The organism is Kosakonia oryziphila, assembly GCF_900094795.1.
Lineage (GTDB): Bacteria > Pseudomonadota > Gammaproteobacteria > Enterobacterales > Enterobacteriaceae > Kosakonia > Kosakonia oryziphila.
In genome coordinates, this window is record NZ_FMBC01000007.1 from 104,083 (window position 1) to 126,277 (window position 22,195).

Annotated in this window: 24 protein-coding genes and 1 pseudogene; 14 read left to right on the forward strand and 11 right to left on the reverse strand. The window is 52.8% G+C overall.

The genetic code is table 11. From position 1 onward, the window contains the following. Nucleotides 1-36 precede the first annotated feature (36 nt). Genes pspD through pspA form a run of 4 tightly spaced genes read right to left on the reverse strand, consistent with a single transcriptional unit; the run spans nt 37 to nt 1,584 of the window. The gene (pspD, locus tag GA0061070_RS05230) at nt 37-273 is read right to left on the reverse strand and encodes a phage shock protein PspD (RefSeq protein WP_090134249.1); all 237 of its coding nucleotides are present in this window, start codon (nt 271-273) and stop codon (nt 37-39) included. 10 nt (nt 274-283) lie between these two features. Continuing rightward, the gene (gene pspC / locus GA0061070_RS05235) at nt 284-643 is read right to left on the reverse strand and encodes an envelope stress response membrane protein PspC (protein WP_090134251.1); all 360 of its coding nucleotides are present in this window, start codon (nt 641-643) and stop codon (nt 284-286) included. Next, the gene (pspB, locus tag GA0061070_RS05240) at nt 643-864 is read right to left on the reverse strand and encodes an envelope stress response membrane protein PspB (protein WP_090134253.1); all 222 of its coding nucleotides are present in this window, start codon (nt 862-864) and stop codon (nt 643-645) included. The genes pspC and pspB overlap by 1 nt, the downstream gene beginning before the upstream one ends. A 51-nt stretch (nt 865-915) precedes the next feature. Next, the gene (gene pspA / locus GA0061070_RS05245) at nt 916-1,584 is read right to left on the reverse strand and encodes a phage shock protein PspA (protein WP_090134255.1); all 669 of its coding nucleotides are present in this window, start codon (nt 1,582-1,584) and stop codon (nt 916-918) included. A 167-nt stretch (nt 1,585-1,751) separates the two neighbouring features. Between pspA and pspF the strand changes: the two genes are divergently transcribed. From pspF to pdeR, 10 genes are all read left to right on the forward strand, one after another. After that, nucleotides 1,752-2,738 carry a phage shock protein operon transcriptional activator gene (gene pspF / locus GA0061070_RS05250; RefSeq protein WP_208598151.1) on the forward strand — a complete coding sequence of 329 codons (987 nt, stop codon included), beginning with the start codon at nt 1,752-1,754 and terminating at the stop codon, nt 2,736-2,738. A 98-nt stretch (nt 2,739-2,836) separates the two neighbouring features. Beyond that, on the forward strand, nt 2,837-4,477 hold the full coding sequence (gene sapA, locus GA0061070_RS05255; RefSeq protein WP_090134257.1) for an ABC transporter substrate-binding protein SapA: 1,641 nt from the start codon (nt 2,837-2,839) through the stop codon (nt 4,475-4,477). After that, the gene (sapB, locus tag GA0061070_RS05260) at nt 4,474-5,439 is read left to right on the forward strand and encodes a putrescine export ABC transporter permease SapB (RefSeq protein WP_090134259.1); all 966 of its coding nucleotides are present in this window, start codon (nt 4,474-4,476) and stop codon (nt 5,437-5,439) included. Before sapA ends, sapB begins: the two co-directional genes overlap by 4 nt. Next, entirely contained in the window at nt 5,426-6,316 is an 891-nt protein-coding gene (sapC, locus tag GA0061070_RS05265; RefSeq protein ID WP_090134261.1) for a putrescine export ABC transporter permease SapC, read from the forward strand. The genes sapB and sapC overlap by 14 nt, the downstream gene beginning before the upstream one ends. Next, nucleotides 6,316-7,308 (forward strand): putrescine export ABC transporter ATP-binding protein SapD, encoded by a 993-nt coding sequence (gene sapD, locus GA0061070_RS05270; RefSeq protein WP_090134263.1) that lies wholly within the window; start codon nt 6,316-6,318, stop codon nt 7,306-7,308. The genes sapC and sapD overlap by 1 nt, the downstream gene beginning before the upstream one ends. After that, the gene (sapF, locus tag GA0061070_RS05275; protein ID WP_090134297.1) at nt 7,308-8,114 is read left to right on the forward strand and encodes a putrescine export ABC transporter ATP-binding protein SapF; all 807 of its coding nucleotides are present in this window, start codon (nt 7,308-7,310) and stop codon (nt 8,112-8,114) included. Before sapD ends, sapF begins: the two co-directional genes overlap by 1 nt. 122 nt (nt 8,115-8,236) lie before the next feature. Next, a complete protein-coding gene (fabI, locus tag GA0061070_RS05280) occupies nt 8,237-9,025 on the forward strand; it encodes an enoyl-ACP reductase FabI (protein ID WP_090120551.1) in 789 nt (262 codons plus the stop codon). A gap of 179 nt (nt 9,026-9,204) precedes the next feature. Next, a complete protein-coding gene (locus GA0061070_RS05285) occupies nt 9,205-10,377 on the forward strand; it encodes a carboxymuconolactone decarboxylase family protein (protein WP_090134265.1) in 1,173 nt (390 codons plus the stop codon). Nucleotides 10,378-10,499: 122 nt separating this feature from the next. Then, complete coding sequence (locus tag GA0061070_RS05290) at nt 10,500-12,434, forward strand: exoribonuclease II (RefSeq protein WP_090134267.1); 1,935 nt, start codon at nt 10,500-10,502, stop codon at nt 12,432-12,434. 293 nt (nt 12,435-12,727) lie between these two features. Continuing rightward, on the forward strand, nt 12,728-14,719 hold the full coding sequence (pdeR, locus tag GA0061070_RS05295) for a cyclic di-GMP phosphodiesterase (protein WP_090134269.1): 1,992 nt from the start codon (nt 12,728-12,730) through the stop codon (nt 14,717-14,719). Here the strand turns inward: pdeR and GA0061070_RS05300 are convergent. After that, entirely contained in the window at nt 14,716-15,585 is an 870-nt protein-coding gene (locus GA0061070_RS05300; protein ID WP_090134270.1) for a crotonase/enoyl-CoA hydratase family protein, read from the reverse strand. The genes pdeR and GA0061070_RS05300 overlap by 4 nt on opposite strands. Before the next feature lie 192 nt (nt 15,586-15,777). On the opposite strand from GA0061070_RS05300, the gene yciZ reads away from it, so the two are divergent. From yciZ to osmB, 3 genes are all read left to right on the forward strand, one after another. Beyond that, nucleotides 15,778-15,960, forward strand: a complete 183-nt coding sequence (gene yciZ, locus GA0061070_RS05305; protein ID WP_090134272.1) for a protein YciZ/DeoL — start codon at nt 15,778-15,780, stop codon at nt 15,958-15,960. A gap of 85 nt (nt 15,961-16,045) precedes the next feature. Beyond that, nucleotides 16,046-16,804, forward strand: a complete 759-nt coding sequence (gene yciT / locus GA0061070_RS05310) for a DNA-binding transcriptional regulator YciT (protein WP_090134274.1) — start codon at nt 16,046-16,048, stop codon at nt 16,802-16,804. A gap of 255 nt (nt 16,805-17,059) precedes the next feature. Continuing rightward, on the forward strand, nt 17,060-17,278 hold the full coding sequence (gene osmB, locus GA0061070_RS05315) for an osmotically-inducible lipoprotein OsmB (protein ID WP_035885807.1): 219 nt from the start codon (nt 17,060-17,062) through the stop codon (nt 17,276-17,278). A 104-nt stretch (nt 17,279-17,382) separates the two neighbouring features. Here the strand turns inward: osmB and yciH are convergent, their stop codons facing one another. The 5 genes from yciH to pgpB form a co-directional block, all read right to left on the reverse strand. Next, complete coding sequence (gene yciH / locus GA0061070_RS05320) at nt 17,383-17,709, reverse strand: stress response translation initiation inhibitor YciH (protein WP_090134276.1); 327 nt, start codon at nt 17,707-17,709, stop codon at nt 17,383-17,385. Continuing rightward, the gene (gene pyrF, locus GA0061070_RS05325) at nt 17,709-18,446 is read right to left on the reverse strand and encodes an orotidine-5'-phosphate decarboxylase (protein ID WP_090134277.1); all 738 of its coding nucleotides are present in this window, start codon (nt 18,444-18,446) and stop codon (nt 17,709-17,711) included. The genes yciH and pyrF overlap by 1 nt, the downstream gene beginning before the upstream one ends. A gap of 188 nt (nt 18,447-18,634) precedes the next feature. Next, nucleotides 18,635-19,804: a lipopolysaccharide assembly protein LapB gene (gene lapB / locus GA0061070_RS05330; RefSeq protein ID WP_090134279.1), complete on the reverse strand. Its 1,170-nt coding sequence runs from the start codon at nt 19,802-19,804 to the stop codon at nt 18,635-18,637. A gap of 6 nt (nt 19,805-19,810) precedes the next feature. Next, complete coding sequence (locus tag GA0061070_RS05335; RefSeq protein ID WP_007371940.1) at nt 19,811-20,119, reverse strand: LapA family protein; 309 nt, start codon at nt 20,117-20,119, stop codon at nt 19,811-19,813. 140 nt (nt 20,120-20,259) lie between these two features. Further along, entirely contained in the window at nt 20,260-21,024 is a 765-nt protein-coding gene (gene pgpB, locus GA0061070_RS05340; RefSeq protein WP_090134281.1) for a phosphatidylglycerophosphatase B, read from the reverse strand. 196 nt (nt 21,025-21,220) lie between these two features. Here pgpB and ribA point away from each other — a divergent pair, with 196 nt between their 5' ends. Next, nucleotides 21,221-21,808 (forward strand): GTP cyclohydrolase II, encoded by a 588-nt coding sequence (gene ribA, locus GA0061070_RS05345; RefSeq protein WP_007371938.1) that lies wholly within the window; start codon nt 21,221-21,223, stop codon nt 21,806-21,808. A gap of 50 nt (nt 21,809-21,858) precedes the next feature. Here the strand turns inward: ribA and GA0061070_RS05350 are convergent. Beyond that, nucleotides 21,859-22,195 (reverse strand): annotated as a pseudogene (locus tag GA0061070_RS05350) (IS4 family transposase); the annotation flags it as partial.

Sequence of the window (22,195 nt, forward strand, 5' to 3'; positions counted from 1 at the left end):
ATGCAGCATTGCCCTTAGGGTGAAGCCATAAATCACTTATTTTACATGCCTCTCGGCCATAAAGCGGCGAGAAAATTTATCCGCTGCACGTTTCAGTAACGGTTCCAGCGCAAATGCCAGCAGTACTCGGGCCGGACGGCGGGCAACAGATTTAACCGCCCAACCGGCCACGCCCGCCGGGCCATAACGCAGCGCGGTGAACAAAACCAGCTTACCGGCGAATTTCAACCCCGGTTTGACATGCTGGCGTGCCTGTTGCCAGTGACGATTCATGATTTACCTCTTATAGCTGACGGAAACGGCTGCGCAGCGAGAAGCTATCGGAAGTGACATAGCGTTCCATCTGACGCAGGCGATATTCCCCTTCAGCCAATTGAGCATCGACAGTATCGAGCAGTTCGCTGCTGGAGGGGACGCTTTCCTCTTCCGCGTAATTATCCGGCAGCGGATCGAGAACAAAGAACAGCACGATATAGGCGGCGACGACAAAGAAAAACAGGCCGAAAAACATTGCCAGGATCGCCAGGATACGCACCACTTTGACTTTGACATCCAGATATTGCGCAATGCCGGCGCAGACGCCGCCCAGTTTGCCGCGCTGCGGGATACGCCATAATTTTTTGTTCAGATCTAACGTTGCCATCAGCGCTCCCTCCAGTTCGGGTGTTCAGCATCAAGAATATCTTCCAGCGCCTGAATACGTTCGCGCATTCGCACGGCTTCGGCGGAAAGTTGCTGGAGCCGCTGCTGCTCGTTCTGATTCAGATCGCCGCGCTGGCGATTGTTGTAATGCAGCCATAACCAGACGGGCAGAACAAACAGGATGAATAGCGTCAGGGGTATAGCCAGAAAAAGCGTGCTCATGTGTACTCCTTACAGCAAGTGAAGCGGTATCTTCTGATACCGCCTTATTTATTATTGGTTGTCCTGTTTCATTTTGGCTTTCAGTTGCGCCAATTGCTCGCTGATTTCGTCATCCGCACGCAGCTCGGCAAATTGCTGATCCAGCGATTTTTGTTTACCAAAGCCGTGGCTTTCGGCTTCCGCTTCCATCTGATCGATACGACGTTCGAAAGATTCAAAACGCGCCATCGCCTCATCCAGTTTGCCGCTGTCCAGTTGACGGCGCACATCGCGCGAGGAGCTGGCCGCCTGGTGGCGAAGGGTAAGCGCCTGCTGACGAGCACGGGTTTCGCTGAGTTTGTTTTCCAGCTCGCCAATCTCTTTTTTCATCCGTGCCAGACTTTCATCCACCAAGGTCACTTCCTGGCCCAGGGTCTCAATCAGCGCGGTAACTTTCTGTTTTTCGATCAGCGCCGCACGCGCCAGATCGTCTTTATCTTTACGCAGCGCCAGTTCAGCTTTCTCCTGCCACTCATCCTGCTGGGCGGTGGCCTGCTCGATGCGGCGCGTCAGCTGTTTTTTTTCTGCCAGCGCGCGCGCAGAAGTTGAACGCACTTCAACCAGCGTATCTTCCATCTCCTGAATCATCAGGCGCACCAGTTTCTGCGGATCTTCCGCCTTTTCCAGCAGCGAGTTAATGTTGGCGTTCACGATGTCGGCAAAACGAGAAAAAATACCCATAATCAGTTCCTCTTCCTATTTCTGTTATCGGGCGTGGCCCTGCTACATGACTACATAGCCCTGTTATTACAATCTTCGTGCCAGCTTTTTATTTAATTGATTTTTAATGATTTGAATAATTTTACCACAGCAATTTTTTCATTTAGAGTGGTTAATAAAACCAACTAATGGCGAATTTCATCATGTCAGAATACAAGGATAACCTGCTCGGTGAGGCCAATAGCTTTATCGAGGTGCTGGAACAGGTTTCGCGCCTTGCGCCGATCGATAAACCGGTACTGATCATCGGCGAGCGTGGCACCGGTAAAGAGTTGATTGCAAACCGCCTGCATTTTCTCTCCTCGCGCTGGCAAGGACCTTTTATCTCACTTAACTGCGCGGCGCTGAATGAAAATCTGCTGGATTCCGAATTGTTCGGCCACGAAGCTGGCGCCTTTACCGGAGCACAAAAACGCCATCCTGGTCGCTTTGAGCGTGCCGATGGCGGAACACTGTTTCTCGACGAACTGGCCACCGCACCGATGCTGGTACAGGAAAAACTCCTGCGGGTCATTGAATATGGTGAACTCGAACGCGTGGGTGGTAGCCAGCCTTTGCAGGTGAATGTGCGGCTGGTCTGCGCTACCAATGCCGACCTGCCGCAAATGGTGCAGGACGGCATCTTCCGCGCCGATCTGCTCGACAGGCTGGCTTTTGACGTGGTGCTATTGCCGCCGCTACGGCAGCGACAGAGCGATATCATGCTGATGGCCGATCACTTTGCCATTCAGATGTGTCGGGAACTTAAATTGCCACTGTTTCCCGGTTTTACCGATCATGCCCGCGATGTGCTGATGCATTACACCTGGCCCGGAAATATTCGCGAGTTGAAAAACGTGGTGGAGCGTTCAGTATATCGCCATGGGCGCAGTGATGAGCCGCTTGATACCATCATTCTTGATCCGTTTAACCGTACGTTGAGCGCGCCGAAGGTTGAGGAGAAGACCCCTGTCTCCCTGCCGCTGGATCTGCGTCAATTTCAGCACCAGCAGGAAAAGCAACTATTACAGCAGAGTCTGCAACAGGCGAAATTTAACCAAAAACGCGCGGCGGAATTGCTGGGGCTGACCTATCACCAGTTACGTGCGCTGCTGAAAAAGCATCAAATAAGCTGAAATCGTCGACAATAACAGCAGTCGATTGCAGACATTTGTACGAAGCCATAGCAAGTGCGATACACTTTGTTCATGAATTTAAACACGTTGAATAAATCATGCGTCCGGTTCTCTCTTCTCTGCTGTTGATCGCAAACCTGATCGCAGGCATCGCCCATGCGGCAGGTACGCCTGCTCCGCTGGCGGATATTCGCGACAGCGGTTTTGTTTATTGCGTTAATGGCCAGGTCAATACCTTTAACCCACAGAAAGCCAGCAGCGGTTTGATTGTTGATACGCTGGCCGCGCAACTCTACGATCGCTTGCTGGACGTCGATCCTTACACTTACCGGCTGGTGCCGGAGCTGGCGGAAAGCTGGGAAGTGCTGGATAACGGCGCAACTTACCGTTTTCGTCTGCGCGATAACGTTGCCTTTCAGACCACCTCCTGGTTCACACCGCACCGCGCATTAAATGCCGATGACGTAGTGTTTACCTTTCAGCGCATTTTCAACCGTAATCATCCCTGGCATAACGTCAACGGTGATAGTTTCCCGTACTTCGACAGTTTGCAATTTGCCGATTCCGTCGACAGCGTGCGCAAGCTGGACAACCGCACCGTCGAGTTTCGCCTGAAAAAACCAGATGCCTCGTTTTTATGGCATCTGGCGACGCATTATGCCTCCGTGATGTCAGCAGAATACGCTGACGAACTGGCGAAAAAAGATCGACAAGAACTTATCGATCGCCAGCCGATCGGCACTGGCCCCTATCAGCTTGATGAGTATCGTGCCGGGCAATACATTCGGTTACAACGTCACCAAAAATTCTGGCGCGGTAAGCCGCTGATGCAACAGGTGGTTGTCGATTTAGGCTCCGGCGGAACGGGCCGTTTATCAAAATTACTGACCGGCGAGTGTGATGTACTGGCGTGGCCAGCCGCCAGTCAATTGACCATTCTGCGGGACGATCCACGGCTGCGCCTGACGCTGCGTCCAGGGATGAATATCGCCTATCTGGCGTTTAATACCAACAAACCGCCACTGGATAACCCGCAAGTACGGCACGCGCTGGCGCTGTCGATCAATAACCAACGCCTGATGCAGTCTATCTACTACGGCACAGCGGAAACGGCAGCGTCAATTCTGCCCCGCGCCTCCTGGGCTTATGATAATGAAGCCAAAATAACCGGGTACGATCCGGTTCAGGCGCGCGAACAGCTAAAAGCGCTGGGGCTGGAAAATCTCACATTACAACTGTGGGTGCCCGCCAGCTCACAGCCCTGGAACCCAAGCCCGCTGAAAACCGCCGAGCTTATCCAGGCCGATATGGCGCAAGTCGGCGTTAAAGTGGTGATCATGCCGGTCGAAGGCCGCTTCCAGGAAGCGCGATTGATGGATATGAATCATGATTTAACGCTCACAGGCTGGGCGACAGACAGTAACGATCCTGATAGTTTCTTCCGCCCGCTGCTGAGTTGTGCAGCAATAAACTCGCAGACCAACTTTGCGCACTGGTGTAATCATGAATTCGACGATGTGTTGCAAAAAGCGCTTGCGTCACAGCAACTTGCTGCGCGAATTGATAATTATGATGAAGCCCAGCAGATCCTCGCCCGCGAATTGCCGGTGCTGCCGCTGGCTTCCTCACTGCGTTTGCAGGCGTATCGCTATGATATTAAAGGACTGGTGCTGAGTCCGTTTGGCAGCGCCTCTTTTGCCGGGGTCTCGCGGGATAAACAAGAGGTGTCGAAGCCATGATTATCTTTACTTTGCGTCGTCTGTTGCTGCTGTTGGTGACCCTCTTTTTGCTGACGTTTGTCGGCTTCAGTCTGAGCTATTTCACTCCCCACGCACCGCTACAGGGTGCCTCATTGTGGAACGCATGGGTGTTCTGGTTTAACGGTCTGTTGCACTGGGATTTTGGCGTATCAAGCATTAACGGCCAACTTATTTCGGAACAGTTAAAAGAGGTGTTCCCCGCCACCATGGAACTCTGCCTGCTGGCTTTTGGTTCCGCGCTGGTGATCGGTATCCCGGTAGGGATGCTCGCCGGGGTGATGCGTAGTAAGTGGCAGGATTCGCTGATCAGCGCCATTGCGCTGCTCGGTTTTTCCATCCCGGTGTTCTGGCTGGCGCTACTGCTAACGCTTTTCTTTTCGCTCAACCTTGGTTGGTTGCCGGTGTCCGGACGCTTTGACCTGCTCTATCAGGTAAAAACAGTGACCGGATTCTCGCTGATTGATGCCTGGCTTTCGGACTCGCCGTGGCGCGATGAGATGATGATAAGCGCTCTGCGCCATCTGGTATTGCCGGTAATGACGCTCGCGGTAGCGCCAACGACGGAAGTGATCCGCCTGATGCGAATCAGTACCATTGATGTGTTCGATAAAAACTACATTAAAGCAGCAGCGACGCGCGGTCTTTCACGCGTAACGATTTTGCGCCGCCATGTGCTGCATAATGCCCTGCCGCCGGTGATCCCGCGTCTTGGGCTGCAATTTTCCACCATGCTGACGCTGGCAATGATCACAGAAATGGTGTTCAGTTGGCCGGGTCTTGGACGCTGGTTGATTAATGCCATTCGCCAGCAAGATTATGCGGTGATTTCAGCCGGCGTGATGGTGATTGGCTCGCTGGTCATTATTGTCAACGTGCTGTCGGATATTTTGGGTGCGCTAGCTAACCCGTTGAAACATAAGGAATGGTATGCCTTACGATAGCGTTTACAGCGAAAAACGCCCGCCCGGTACACTGCGCACAGCCTGGCGTAAATTTTATGGCGATACCACCGCGATGATCGGCCTGTATGGCTGCGGCGCGCTGGTGCTGCTGTGTATTTTTGGCCACTGGTTCGCGCCGTATGGCATCGATCAGCAGTTTCTTGGTTATCAGCTTTTACCGCCATCATGGTCGCGCTATGGCGATGTGTCGTTTTTCCTCGGCACAGACGATCTGGGTCGTGATGTACTGAGTCGTCTGTTGAGCGGTGCAGCGCCAACCGTTGGCGCTGCATTTATCGTCACGCTGGCCGCCACGCTGTGCGGGCTTGTGCTCGGCATTTTTGCGGGCGCCACGCACGGGTTACGCTCAGCCGTGCTGAACCATATTCTCGATGCGCTGTTATCACTACCGACACTGCTGCTGGCCATTATTGTAGTGGCGTTTGCCGGCCCACATCTTACTCATGCGATGTTCGCCGTCTGGCTGGCGCTGCTGCCGCGCATGGTGCGTTCGGTCTACAGCATGGTGCATGACGAACTGGAGAAAGAGTATGTGGTGGCCGCCCGGCTTGATGGCGCGTCAACAATCAATATCCTTTGGTACGCCGTGCTGCCCAATATTACCGCCGGGATGGTGACGGAAATCACCCGTGCGCTGTCGATGGCGATTCTGGATATCGCTGCGCTGGGCTTTCTCGATCTCGGCGCTCAGCTTCCCTCACCGGAATGGGGCGCAATGCTCGGCGATGCGCTGGAACTGATTTATGTTGCGCCGTGGGCTGTGATGCTACCGGGCGCGGCCATTATGATCAGCGTGCTGCTGGTTAACATCCTCGGCGACGGGATCCGTCGTGCGATCGCGGCAGGAGTCGAATAATGCCACTTCTTGATATCCGCAATCTGACCATTGAAGTGAAAACCGGCGATGATTGGGTTAAAGCTGTCGATCGCATCAGCATGACGCTTGCAGAAGGTGAAATTCGCGGTCTGGTGGGCGAATCCGGTTCGGGTAAGAGCCTGATCGCGAAAGCGATTTGCGGCGTCACCAAAGATAACTGGCGCGTCACCGCCGATCGTATGCGCTTTGACGATATCGACCTGCTGCGTCTTTCGGCGCGCGAACGCCGCAAGCTGCTCGGCCATAACGTGTCGATGATTTTCCAGGAGCCGCAATCCTGTCTCGATCCCTCAGAGCGTATCGGTAAGCAGTTGATGCAAAACATTCCCGGCTGGACGTGGAAAGGCCGCTGGTGGCAGCGCTTTGGCTGGCGTAAACGCCGGGCTATCGAGCTGTTGCACCGCGTCGGGATTAAAGATCACGAAGATGCGATGCGCAGTTTCCCTTATGAGCTGACCGAAGGCGAGTGTCAGAAAGTGATGATCGCCATCGCGCTGGCTAACCAGCCGCGCCTGCTTATTGCTGACGAACCAACAAACGCGATGGAACCCACCACCCAGGCGCAGATCTTCCGCCTGCTCGACCGTCTTAACCAGAACAACAACACCACCATTATGCTGATCAGCCACGATTTACAAATGCTGAGCAAATGGGCAGACCGCATTAATGTGATGTATTGCGGGCAAACGGTGGAAACCGCGCCCAGCGAGGAGCTGGTGGTCACGCCGCACCATCCTTATACGCAGGCGCTGATCCGCGCGATCCCGGATTTTGGCAGCGCGATGCCGCATAAAAGCCGTCTCAATACGATGCCCGGCGCTATTCCACTGCTTGAGCAACTGCCGATTGGTTGCCGCCTCGGGCCGCGCTGTCCATATGCGCAACGCAAATGCGTCGAAACACCGCGTCTGACCGGTGCGAGAAACCATCTTTATGCCTGCCACTTCCCGCTGAATATGGAGAGCGAATGATGGTTGAGACCTTGCTTGAAGTGCGTAACCTGAGCAAAACCTTCCGCTACCGTACAGGCTGGTTCCGTCGCCAAACCGTGGAAGCGGTTAAGCCGTTAAGTTTTACCCTGCGTGAAAAGCAGACGCTGGCGATTATCGGCGAGAACGGTTCCGGAAAATCGACGCTGGCGAAAATGCTGGCGGGCATGGTGGAACCCTCCTCTGGCGAGCTGGTGATTGACGATCAGCCACTGCATTACGGTGACTATACTTTCCGTAGCCAGCGCATTCGCATGATTTTTCAGGATCCCACAACATCGCTTAACCCACGCCAGCGGTTGTCGCAAATTCTTGATTTCCCGCTGCGGCTGAACACGGAGCTGGAGCCGGAAGCACGACAAAAACGCATTCTGGAAACGCTGCATATGGTGGGTTTGTTGCCGGATCATGTCAGCTACTACCCACACATGCTGGCTCCAGGTCAAAAACAGCGCCTTGGCCTGGCGCGGGCGCTGATCCTGCGGCCGAAAGTGATCATCGCCGATGAAGCACTGGCCTCGCTGGATATGTCGATGCGTTCGCAGTTAATTAATCTGATGCTGGAATTGCAGGAAAAACAGGGTATCTCTTATATCTATGTCACCCAACATATCGGGATGATGAAGCACATTAGTGACCAGGTGCTGGTCATGCATCAGGGCGAAGTGGTGGAGCGTGGCAGCACCGCAGATGTGCTTGCCTCTCCGCTGCATGATTTAACGAAACGTTTGATCGCCGGGCATTTTGGCGAAGCATTAACCGCTGATGCCTGGCGCAAAGACCGCTGATTGACGAGATTCAGTGGTCGGATTAACTCATTCGGCGACTCATGATAGAATCGCCGCGTTTTAACGACGAGCGCCCCACGAAGAGGACGTTCGCCACAACAATGAATATAAGGATTAAAGCTATGGGTTTTCTTTCCGGTAAGCGCATTCTGGTTACTGGCGTCGCCAGCAAACTCTCCATCGCATACGGCATCGCACAGGCAATGCATCGCGAAGGCGCTGAGCTGGCATTCACCTACCAGAACGACAAGCTGAAAGGCCGTGTTGAAGAGTTTGCCGCCCAGCTGGGTTCCAGCATTGTTCTGGAATGTGATGTTGCTAAGGATGAGAGTATCGACGCCCTGTTTGCGGACCTGACGAAAGTCTGGCCGAAATTTGACGGTTTCGTTCACTCTATTGGCTTCGCGCCGGGTGACCAGCTGGACGGCGACTACGTCAACGCGGTAACCCGCGAAGGTTTTAAAATCGCACACGACATCAGCTCCTATAGCTTCGTTGCAATGGCTAAGGCCTGCCGCCAGATGCTGAATCCGGGCTCAGCGCTGCTGACGCTCTCCTACCTGGGCGCTGAGCGTGCTATCCCTAACTATAACGTAATGGGTCTGGCTAAAGCCTCTCTTGAAGCGAACGTGCGTTACATGGCGAATGCCATGGGGCCGGAAGGCGTTCGTGTTAACGGTATTTCCGCAGGTCCGATCCGTACGCTGGCGGCGTCCGGTATTAAAGACTTCCGTAAAATGCTGGCGCATTGCGAAGCGGTTACCCCGATTCGCCGCACTGTGACCATCGAGGACGTGGGTAACTCCGCTGCGTTCCTGTGCTCTGATCTCTCAGCCGGTATCTCCGGTGAAGTGGTTCACGTAGACGGTGGCTTTAACATCGCTGCGATGAACGAACTGGAAATAAAATAATTTCCCCTCGCCCCTTCTTCTGAAGGGGCTTTTCCTTCGATATGCCATTCTGATATTAATTATCACCTAACAATCTTTCATCCCTCACTTACCATGCGCCAGGATAAAGCAGCAAAAAAGATCCGGCGTATAGACTTGACGTCGAATCCGGATCGCCACTTTCAGACCAAGGAACGACCATGGAACGACGCCGGACAGAAGGCAAAAACCACTGGTACCATGAGACTCAGTCGAGTGCCAGCCGTGCGCAGGCGCTACCGCTGGTTCCCGAAGCCGCCACGGTAAATGACCCTTTCCTGCTCGATATCGCCCTGCCTGAAGACCAGGCAGCCAGTCTTGACGGTATTGTGACACCCGCCCGCAAGCTCTACGCCCTGCTCTTTCCGCAACGCGTGGCGGTTAATCGCCTGCGCACCTTCAGCACCTACGATCGCCTCAGCACTGCGCTTACCGTGGCGCAGGTTTTTGGTATTCAACGGTTATGCAACCACTATGCAGCGCGACTCGCACCGCTACCTGGCCCGGATTCTTCACGGGAGAGTAACTACCGGCTGGCGCAAATCACGCAATATGCCCGCCAGCTTGCGGCTTCACCGTCAGTGATTGACTCCCGTGCGCGGCAGCAGCTAGAAGATGTCGGTTTAACGCAGTATGACGTGGTGGTGATCACGCAAATTATCGGCTTTGTCGCTTTCCAGGCCCGTGTGCTGGCGATGTTGCAGGCCGTGCTCGGCCAGCCTGTGCGTGTCATCCCAGGCATGGAGATACAACAGGAAGCCGATGCTTCGCTGTTCGCTAATGCCAGTATCACATGGCAGCCCGCTATTGATGCCGTGGATTTGCGCATTGCTAACGCCCCGCAGATGGAGTCGCTGGCTCACTGGCAACCGCTGCCGGAACTGCGCCTGCTCGCCCCGCTGCTGGCACATGAACATTTGCAATTAAATGAACTGGGCGAAATTTGCGACAAGCTGACCAGAGCGACGCCGAATAAACAGCTCGCCGGGCTTATCGCACTCTATACTGCCCGCATTAATGGCAGCGTCGGTTGTTTCGCCGAAGCGCTACAGCGTACGCCACAAGAGAGTTCGATGGAACAAGCGTTGCGCAGCGGCGAGCGCGAGGTTAATCGCGAAACGGCCGACAACCCGCAAATCAAAGCATTGCTCCTGTCCGTGCAGTTGCTTACTTGCGCTGCCGACCGCTTTAGCCCATTGCACTTTTCACTGCTTGTTGAGCAAGGTTTCAGCCGCCAGGCAGCGGTGAGCCTGCTAATGGGTTGCGCCATGAATGGCTGGCTTAACCGCCTGAAAATCGCCCTCGGGCAAACCACCTTCCCTGAGACGGAATAACGCAACGGCAAGCGACTTCACCGCCGCTTGCCCACACAGATTTTGCTGAAACAGCGCTTGCCGCAGCCAGCAGAATCGCGTAAAACTGTCAGCCGCTCTTTTAGCCACGAAAATACATAACTATGTTTCAGGACAACCCGCTGCTAGCGCAGCTTAAACAGCAACTTCATTCCCAGACACCGCGCGCGGAAGGCGTTGTAAAAGGCACGGAAAAAGGTTTCGGATTTCTGGAAGTCGATGCGCAAAAAAGCTACTTCATTCCGCCGCCGCAGATGAAGAAAGTGATGCATGGCGACAAAATTATCGCCGTCATTCACAGCGATAAAGATCGCGAAAGCGCAGAACCTGAAGAACTGGTCGAGCCGTTTCTGACCCGTTTTGTCGGTAAAGTGCAGAAGAAAGACGATCGTCTTTCCATTGTACCGGATCATCCGTTGCTAAAAGACGCCATTCCCTGCCGCGCGGCTCGCGGTGTGGAACATGATTTTAAAGAAGGCGACTGGGCTGTTGCGGAAATGCGTCGCCATCCACTCAAAGGCGATCGCGGCTTCTATGCCGAACTGACGCAGTTTATTACCTTTGCGGAAGACCATTTTGTTCCGTGGTGGGTCACCCTGGCACGTCACAATCTGGAAAAAGAAGCGCCAAACGGCGTGGCGACGGAAATGCTCGATGACGGTCTGCAACGCGTCGATCTGACCGCGCTGGATTTCGTCACTATCGACAGCGCCAGCACTGAAGATATGGACGATGCGCTGTTTGTGGAGGAGACCACCGACGGCAAGCTGCAACTGACCATTGCTATTGCCGATCCTACCGCGTGGATTGCTGAAGGCAGCAAGCTGGATGATTCCGCCAAAGTGCGCGCGTTCACTAACTATCTGCCGGGTTTTAATATTCCGATGCTGCCGCGCGAACTCTCCGACGATCTCTGTTCTCTGCGCGCGAACGAAATCCGCCCTGCGCTGGTTTGCCGTATGACGCTGGATGACGAAGGTAGCATCGAAGAGAATATCGAATTCTTTGCGGCCACTATCGAATCGAAAGCCAAACTGGTTTACGACGAGGTGTCCGACTGGCTGGAAAATACTGGTTCATGGCAACCAGCGAATGAAGCGATCGCCGCGCAGATCCGTCTGCTGCACCGCGTAAGCCAGCTTCGTTCGCAGTGGCGTCAGACGCACGCGCTAGTGTTTAAGGATCGCCCGGATTACCGCTTTGTTCTGGGTGAAAAAGGTGAAGTGCTGAATATCGTGGCCGAACCGCGCCGCATTGCGAACCGCATTGTTGAAGAGGCGATGATCGCTGCCAACATCTGCGCCGCTCGCGTTCTGCGCGATAAGCTTGGCTTCGGTATTTATAACGTGCACCTCGGTTTTGATCCGGCGAACAGTGAGCAACTGGCTGCCATGCTGAAAACCCATGGCATGCATGTTGATGCGGAAGAAGTGCTGACGCTGGAAGGTTTCTGCAAACTGCGTCGCGAACTGGATGCTCAACCGTCTGGCTTCCTCGACAGCCGTATTCGCCGCTTCCAGTCGTTTGCCGAGATCAGCGTTGCACCAGGCCCGCACTTTGGTCTTGGCCTCGAAGCGTATGCCACCTGGACTTCACCGATCCGTAAGTACGGCGATATGGTTAACCATCGACTACTGAAAGCGATTATTAAAGGTGAAACGCCGAAGCGTCCGCAGGACGAAACCACGGTGCAGATGGCTGAACGTCGCCGTCTGAATCGCATGGCAGAACGCGATGTCGGTGACTGGCTGTACGCCCGTTTCCTGCAGAACAAAGCCGGTACAGACACTCGTTTTGCGGCCGAGATTATCGATGTCAGCCGCGGTGGTATGCGCGTGCGCCTGGTCGATAACGGCGCAGTCGCGTTTATTCCGGCCCCCTTCATTCACGCTGTGCGTGATGAGCTGGTTTGCAGCCAGGAAAACGGCACGGTGCAAATCAAAGGCGAAACGGCGTTTAAAGTGACGGATGTTATTGATGTCACGATCGCCGAAGTGCGCATGGAAACCCGCAGCATTATCGCCCGCCCGGCTCTTTAAAATCCTCACCAGCGGCTCCTTCTCTGCCGAAGGGGCCGTTTTTCGCTGCGATCCCTCCCACATTTTTTTTCATTTCCTCCCACAAACTGATAAAAACAGCCACAATAAATCCAGGCAACTTACTGTTTCATTCCGATTTATACATTTTTCACGCCAGCTATGCTTACACCTGGACTTGCGTTAATAGCTATGCCAAGGAATATAGCGCGTTCGTCCTGATTGCCTTTTAACCTGGGCGGTGTTACGTCCATAAAATGAGTATCCGCTGCGCTTTTAGAGGGTTGGGAGATAGCATGAAAGACTCGCAGGAACAGAATATGCTGTTTCGTTACTTGGGTTCGAATAGCCCATTCTGGCGATTGAGCGCCGATAGTAACGCCCTGCACTTTGCCCCCGATGAAACTGCCGATATCTGCCAGGTGGTGTCTCTGACTGATGAGCAGGCAGAACAAATCCGCAAAATGACGGTGATTACCTCCAGCTTAACCCTACATATTTCCCTCTACGGTGAAGAGTTCTCCATCCATCTGGTCGGGCACAAAATTTCCCGCCGGGAATGGGCTGGCACTGCTTCAGCCTGGGACGATACCCAGTCTGTCGCCCGCGATCTGGTTCAGGGGCTCTCTTTTGCTGAACAGGTTGTTTCAGAAGCCAATTCAGTGATCGTGATCCTCGACCGCCTCGGTAATATTCAGCGCTTTAACCGATTGAGCGAAGAATACACCGGCATGAAAGAGCAAGAAGTGATCGGGCAAAATGTCTTTAAGCTGTTTATGAGCCGCAGTGAAGCCATCGCTTCAAGGCGCAATATCACGCAATTTTTTACGGAAGGTTCATCCTATGAGGTGGAGCGCTGGATTAAAACGCGCAAGGGCCAACGCTTGTTTCTGTTTCGCAATAAGTTCGTCCACAGCGGCAGCGGTAAAAATGAGATCTTCCTGATTTGCTCGGGTACGGATATTACCGAAGAGCGTCGGGCTCAGGAACGATTGCGGGTGCTGGCTAACACTGACACCATCACCGGTTTACCTAACCGCAATGCCATTCTTGAGATGATCAGTGAAGCCATTGCCAATCGGGGCGATACGCAGGTCGGGATTGTGTATCTCGATTTAGATAACTTCAAAAAAGTCAACGACGCGTATGGCCACATGTTTGGCGATCAACTATTACAGGCAGTTGCGCTGACCATTTTGAGTTGCCTTGAAGAAGGCCAGGTGCTGGCAAGGCTCGGCGGCGATGAGTTTATCGTGCTGGGGACGAATACTTCTCAGAGCACCCTCGAAGCAATGGCTTCCCGCATATTGACACGCCTGCATCAGCCCTTCCGTATAGGGCTTATCGAAATTTACACGGGGTGTTCATTAGGTATTGCGCTTGCGCCGCAGCATGGTAAGGATCGTGAAAGCGTAATCCGCAATGCCGACACGGCAATGTATACCGCCAAAGAGAACGGTCGAGGAAAATTTTGCGTCTTCTCGCCGGAAATGAATCAACGTGTTTTTGAATATGTCTGGCTGGATACCAACCTGCGCCGGGCGCTGGAAAAAAAACAGCTCGTTATTCACTATCAACCAAAAGTGACCCGGCGCGGAGAAGTTCGCAGCCTTGAAGCGCTGGTGCGCTGGCAATCACCGGAACGTGGGTTGATCCCACCGCAGGATTTCATTGCCTATGCGGAAGAGTCCGGGCTGATTGTTCCGCTAGGGCGTTGGGTCATGCTGGAGGTGGTGCGCCAACTCGCGAAATGGCGAGACAAAGGGATCAATTTGCGCGTCGCGGTCAATGTTTCAGCGCGCCAGCTTGCCGACCAAACGATTTTTAGCGACCTGAAACAGGCACTTCACGATCTCAATTTTGAACACTGCCCTATTGATGTCGAACTGACAGAGAGCTGCCTGATTGAAAACGCCGAACTTGCACTGTCGGTTATTCAGCAATTCAGCGCATTAGGCGCGCAGGTACATCTGGATGATTTCGGTACCGGCTACTCGTCTCTGTCGCAACTGGCGCGTTTTCCCCTGGACGCCCTAAAGCTCGACCAATCTTTTGTCCGTGAAATTCATAAACAATCTGTTTCGCAATCACTGGTGCGTGCGATTGTCGCCGTGGCGCAGGCACTGAATTTGCAAGTGATTGCCGAAGGGGTAGAGAGCGCCAAAGAAGACGCCTTTCTGACCAAGAACGGTGTCAATGAGCGGCAGGGGTTTCTGTTTGCCAAACCGATGACCGCTGCCGCGTTTGAGCGCTGGTTTAAGCGCTATCAGGCGCGAAAGCTACATTAGCTGGCATTACGTAAACTCACCGCAATGTGTCGGTTTTGCAACAGCACCAGGCGTTCCATATAGGCGATATCTTTGGACTGGACACAAAACGCTGCATCCACCCAATCTTCCGTGATATCCATTAACTCGCTACGCGGCAGTTGCAGTACCCGCTGCCTTGCACGTAGCATTGCGCGAACACCGTTCAGACGGGGCTGGAGCGTATCGATAAAAGTACGTACAGCCATAAATCCCTGCCCGACGTCAAAAACCTGATCCACCAGCCCCTGCTTTTCGTACCACTCCGCGGTATGCGACTCGCCTTTGTAGATCAGATCTTCCGCCAGTTTCATGCCGGAACGGCGAACAACCAGCGAATAGGCACCCATACCAGGAAACAGATTAAAGGCTATCTCCGGGAATCCCATACGGGCATCTCGTTGCGCTAATAGAAAATGGTGCGCCAGTGCCGCTTCGAAACCGCCGCCAAGCGCGCTGCCTTCGACCATAGCCAATGAGATCGCACCAGTGTCAAAGCCGCGTGACGCAGCATGGACGCAGTCCACGCAGGCACGGGCGTAGGCTCTTAGCGCTTCGCGTCGTCCGTTTTTAATGCATTCGACAAAAAATTGTAGATCTCCGCCTGTGTTGTACATCCCGGGAACCAGCGAACCTGTTACCCAGAAATCCACTGCGAACCCTGCTCGTTTGACAAGCCAGGAGATATTCATGATCTCTTCAATCAACGCGTGGTTGAAGCAAGGGCGCGGCCTGGCGCGCAGCATCATCCATATGGTACGTCGCTCCTCTTCATAGTAGCCAGAAAGTTGCGTAAAACGCTCATTATCAGTAAACAGTTTGCACGTAGCCTGGTTGATAACAGTCATTGCTTTATCCTCCGGTAAGAAAAGCGCATTGCGCGCACTGCAAGACTAATCCACGCCAGAACCGGGCTGCGTGTGGCATAATGAATATATGCTGAGTGTTTATAAGAATTTGAGATTTCGTTTTTCTTCTTCTCTTTTTACACGCTTTTCTGCATCATTAATTTATTCATTTTTCGCTATATAGGTGAAGGTATGGCAGACATTGACCTTAAACTCCTTGCCGGCCGGATTGATACCGTTCTGGACATACTGGTTGGCGGAGACACACAATCTGCAATTCGCAATCTGGAGATCCTGAAAGCGGAATTAGTGGATCTCGACAACAACGACAAGTCCTCCTCTTCCGGTGCCCCAAAAATGCCCTGGGAAATTTGATCTTTATTTTCACCCTCAGGCGGCAGCAGGATGCGGTTGCCACAGTGGTGATGTCCGAATCAATACTTGATTAAAACGACACGCTATGAATTCCCGACAACAAATTATTCTGCAAACAGTGATTGATAAAGGCCAGATGAGCGTCACCGATCTGGCCCGCATGACCGGCGTTTCTGAAGTCACGATTCGTCAGGATCTGAATATGCTCGAAAAACAGAACTATCTGCGCCGCACACACGGTTTTGCCGTACCGCTGGATAGCGATGATGTTGAAACGCGCATGATGAGTAATTACACCGTCAAGCGTGCGCTGGCGGATTTTGCCGCCTCTCTGGTTAGCCCCGGTGAAACCGTATTTATTGAAAACGGCAGCAGCAATGCGCTGCTCGCTCGTAAGTTAGGCGAACAGCGCGACATCACTATTATTACTGTCAGTAGCTATATCGCGCATCTACTGAAAGAATCGCAATGCGATGTGATCCTGCTAGGCGGCATTTACCAGAAAAAGAGTGAAAGCATGGTTGGCCCGCTGACGCGACAGTACATCCAGCAAGTACACTTCAGTAAAGCATTCATTGGTATCGATGGCTGGCAACCGGAAACGGGTTTTACTGGTCGGGATATGATGCGCACTGATGTTGTTAATGCTGTGCTGGAAAAAGGCAGCGAGGCGATTGTGCTTACCGACAGTTCCAAATTTGGTGTGATGCATCCTTATACACTTGGCCCGGTTGAACGCTTCCAGCGGGTCATTACCGATGAAAAACTCTCCTCCGAAGCGCATCAGCAACTTCTCCAGGCAGGCCTGATCGTTGATATTGTTAAATCCGGTATTACTGATTAATTTTCCGCCCGCGAAAGCGGGCTATCTCACTCATATCTGAGAATATTCCGACGCGTTGATTAAGATTTTTTACCTGTCTGCCTTTCTGCCCCAGAGTAAAATTACTAGTAGCGATATAACAGGAAGTGACTATCACTCACGTGATTGTATTACACCTGCGCAGCAAGGTTTCACGGAAGTGCTTTAAGGCGGGCTACAGCTTCTATACTTAAAGAGATCATTTTTCCGTGAATCGATAATTCAGGAGAAAGTATGATGATGTTAACAAGTAAAAAAATGGCCACCGCGCTTCTCACCGTAACCCTGGCAATGTCCCTTAGCGCCTGCGGTCACTGGGATAAACGTTCTCGTAACACTGCCATCGGTGCAGGTGCGGGCGCGCTGGGTGGTGCTGTACTGACAGATGGTAGCACGCTGGGTACATTAGGTGGTGCGGCTGTCGGCGGTATTATTGGCCACCAGGTTGGTAAATAATTGGTCATTGAAACGGCGATAACAAAAAAATAAATATACTTTCTTTTCAGGTCTGAGTTACGCAGTGTAAATAAGGCCGCGATTTATATCGCGGCCTTTCTGTTTTATCCACCGGCAAGTTTGACTTTCATTCCTTTGGCTTCCAGCAGCGATTTTAATAAATCTCGCTTGTCTCCCTGGATCTCAATTACACCGTCTTTTACCGCGCCGCCGCATCCACATTTTTTCTTCAATTCAGCAGCCAGTTTTGCCAGTGTTTCATCATCGGAATCAATACCGGTGATCAGGCACACACCTTTGCCTTTGCGTCCACTGGTCTGGCGTTGAATACGTACAATACCGTCGCTTTTGGGGCGTATGGCGGCCGTTTTAGGTTCGTCAATACGCCCGGTTTCCGTGGAGTAAACCAGACGGCTGTTGTTGTCACTCATTAAGCCCCCTTACCCAGCGAAGCGTTGATGGCTTTCAGGGTTGCGGCTGGATCTGCAGATTGCGTAACCGGGCGTCCAATTACCATATAATCAACGCCTGCAAGCTGCGCCTCTTCCGGCGTCATAATCCGTCGTTGATCGCCCGCCGCACTGCCCAGAGGACGAATGCCTGGTGTCACCAGTTTAAACGCCTTACCCAACTCTCTTTTGAAACGTACGGCTTCCTGAGCAGAGCAGACCACGCCATCAAGGCCACACTGCTGCGTCAGACGCGCCAGACGCTCCGCATACTCTGCTGGTGAAGTGTTGATGCCCAGATCCTGTAAATCGCTAGCTTCCATGCTGGTTAACACAGTAACAGCGATCAGGAGCGGCGCATCAGAACCAAAAGAGGATAGCGCCTCTTTCGCCGCCGTCATCATCCTTGCCCCACCAGAGGCGTGAACGTTAACCATCCACACACCGAGGTCTGCCGCCGCTTTCACCGCATGCGCCGTGGTATTAGGGATATCATGAAATTTCAGGTCGAGGAAAATATCAAAACCACGCTGTTGCAGATCGCGTACCAATTGCGGCCCGAACAACGTAAACATCTCTTTGCCCACTTTCAGGCGGCAATCGCGGGGATCGATGCGGTCGACAAACGCCAGTGCTTTGTCGCGGTTATCGTAATCAAGTGCGACTACCACCGGGGAAGCAGTCACAGCGCGGGAAGTCGGTAAAGGAGTAGATGTCATGATCAGACCTTCTGAAATGAGGCACCCGCACAGGCGCAAAGTGAATAAACGGCGTGCATTCTACCTGCGGGAGCCTGGAAATAACAGTTCCCATTTTTTACCTGTAAAGCGATGTTACTGCGCAGATCTGACAGATGAGCGTTAAAACTCAATAGTATGTTGTAACTAAAATAAGATCTTTTAAAAAATCACTGCCCATCGAGACCGCGAATAGGCTTAACCGTTGACCACGCCCGGCATGACGGACAGTGCCAGTAAATGGTAAATGCCGTAAAACCGCACTTATGGCAACGGTAGCGCGGTTTACTACGGACTTGCTCACCCACCATATCACGCAGCACCATCAGACTCTCTTTCGCGCGTCCTTCCTCTGCATCATTCAAGTGGTAATCGATAAGTTTGTGGAACACGCGCATGGTCGGATGACGCTGTAGCTGTCGGGTAACGTAGCTCTGCGCAGCATCAGCCCCATCACGCTGTTCAATAATTTCCGCCAGCATCAGTTCCGCAGTAGCGCCAACGTTCTCTTCAGCACAACGCTGCAGAAATGCTGCCCACTCGTCCTTTTTGCCCAGTTGCTGATAGCAGGTCTGGAGCATATCCAGCGTTTCGCACACCAGATCTTTATCCTGCTCGATCACCCGCAACAGCGTTTCGACCGCTTTGGCGTACTCTCCGTTGCTCATGAAGACCCGACCCATCATGATGGAGACGCGCGGACTATTGCGATCGGCGGCAGCGCCTTTTTTCAGCAGCCCCATCGCGCGATCCATATCTTCATTGCCCATCTGTTGCAGCGCCAGTTCACAGTAAAAATGGGCGATCTCGACAAGCTGCTTCTCTTTACCGAGTTTCACCAGACGCTCTGCCACATCAATCGCTTTCTGCCACTCACTGGTGGCCTGATAAATTTGCAGCAATTGCTGTAGCGCGTTGACGCGAAAATCCGTTTCATCAACCAACTGGTTGAACATATCTTCGGCCCGGTCATACAGACCCGCCGCCATATAGTCACGACCCAGTTGCTGCACGGCCAGCAACCGCTGCTCGTAGGTGAGCGAAGCGCTTTCCATCAGCGTTTGATGTATGCGGATAGCGCGATCCACTTCACCGCGCGAGCGGAACAGGTTGCCAAGGGTGAGATGGGCTTCGACGGTCCCGGTATCCTCTTTCAACATCTCGAGGAACAGGTCTACCGCCTTATCTTGCTGGTTGCTAAGTAACAGGTTAACCCCGGCCACATATTCACGTGACAGCCGGTTGGCTTCATCCTGCTTTGTTTGTTGAGCATTTCTGCGCCCCATATACCAGCCGTAGGCAGCCGCGACAGGTAACAGCAGAAAAAGCAACTCCAGCATAAAATATTATTCCTTCACCGCCGCTGTGCCGGAGACAACCGGAACATCAGAGGCGGGAGCAAGCTGGTGCTCAAGTCGTTTGATCTTACGTTCCGCGCGAACCAGAGAGACACGTACGCGTAGCCAGAACAGGCCGCAAATCAGCCAGCCGATAATAAACCCGGCCGCAAACAGTACAGCCAGCAGAGTAGAAATGCGATATTCGCCCTGCGCGAGCAAATAATTGAATGTCACTTGCTGATCGTTTTGCGCACCAAGCGTAATCGATACGACAAAAATCGCTAATACCAGTAAGAAAATGAGTAAATATTTCACATTACATCCCGTTATGTGGTTCAGGCGATGAATTTCTATGCAACTGACTGCACGCAGCCTTATAAGCTATCATTTTAGCGCCCATCGTGGAATGAAATTACATAATGCCAGATTCCGATTTGCGGGCGAAATATCGGAAATCAAGTCTCGCGATCTCTGGCGACAATTTCTGGCACCTCTTGCGTGGGCGGCGTTAATGGGCCGCACAGGCGCTGTGCCAACCAGGTTGCCAGCGTAACCAGCAGCCAGGACATCAACGTTGCGATCACTAAATCGCGCGGCCAGTGCATACCCAGCAATAAACGGCTACCCATTACCCCGGTTGCCCATATTAACAGGAAAACAATGGTCCATGTCCGTCTGCGTGGCCACAGTAAACCCACGCCCAACAGCGCCCAGCTGGCAGCAAACATAGTGTGTCCGGAAGGAAAGGCAAAACCGGTCTCTTTTTGCCAATGTTTTTGTAAAAAACCAGGAATATCATGCTGCCCGGAGAGCTGTGATTTCACCAGTTCTCCCCGCGCTTTGCGCTTTAAAGCGTAGAACTCATTCGCCGGGACATCGTGCGTTTTTTCCAGCCATAACACGAAAGGACGCGGTTCCTGCACTCGCTCTTTGACGAAGGATTTTAACCCCTGCCCGACCAGAATTGCGCATCCAAGAATAGCAAACAGCATCAGCGCCGCTTTCAGGCGAAAACGCAGGCACCAAAGAAACCAGCCGCACAGCGCCACATGCGTAATAATTCCCCATGGCTGCGTAACCGTTTCGGTTAACCAGAAGAGAAAATGGAGCCACCAGCGAGATTGCCCGGGCTGCCAACTCCAGCCGGAAACCCACATGGCCAGCGGCATCACCAATAGAATCGCCGCTCCCGCAGTTGTGCGCTTTACAATTGACAGCATGTCCTCTCCTTTCAGATAAGCGACTCAATCATAACCGAAATATAACATTCACGCTAAAAGCGATGTATTTGTGCGTTTAACCAGCAATGGAATGGTCACTTGTAGGTGTTATTCAGTGCATTGTGGCAAAATACACCTATACAGAAGGCCAACAGGCTAAAGGTGCGCAGTGCGCCAATATAATTCGGAGATTCACATGCAACTTAAACGTGTGGCAGAAGCCAAGCTGCCAACTCCATGGGGAGACTTCCTGATGGTGGGTTTTGAAGAATTGGCTACCGGGCAAGATCACGTTGCTCTTGTTTTCGGCGATATTTCCGGGCAGTTGCCTGTCCTGGCGCGTGTACATTCGGAGTGTCTGACCGGTGACGCACTTTTCAGTTTGCGTTGTGACTGCGGTTTTCAGCTTGAAGCGGCCCTGAATCATATCGCCGAGGAAGGCCGCGGCGTACTGCTTTACCATCGTCAGGAAGGCCGTAACATTGGTCTACTGAATAAAATCCGCGCTTATGCGTTGCAGGATCAGGGCTACGACACCGTTGAGGCCAACCATCAACTGGGGTTCGCCGCTGATGAACGCGATTTTACCCTGTGCGCCGATATGTTCAAACTACTGGGCGTGGATGAAGTCCGCCTGCTGACCAATAACCCTAAGAAAGTGGAAATCCTGACCGAAGCCGGGATCAACATCGTGGAACGCGTACCGCTGATTGTCGGCCGTAACCCAAAAAACGAACATTATCTGGATACTAAAGCCGAAAAAATGGGGCATCTGCTGAAATAAGCTGCCGCTATGAAAGGAAAAAGGCCTGCAAATGCAGTAATGCCAGTCAGTTAAGCAACTGACTGGCTCTTTTTCGGGGCTGTGGGGTATTTCCAGGGCCTCTCCTTTACCACTCTCGGGAAGGCCCTTTCCCTTCTTGTCGGTAATTTCACAAGTTGTCCCATACTTGCAAGATCGCGCATCAGCTCCGGTATACGTCCCGGTGATGCGCCCTGCAATGTCATCAGCATTCTCATCACCATTCCGCATGATTCTGAGAAACTCAGTTGATTCGGCCAGTAACCTTTCAGATGTTCCGCCATTTTAATCATCTGATATCTCACCAGATTATAAGCCAGTAAGACACCCCACAGCTCTTGCTCCACAAGCTCCGGCTTTTTACTTCTC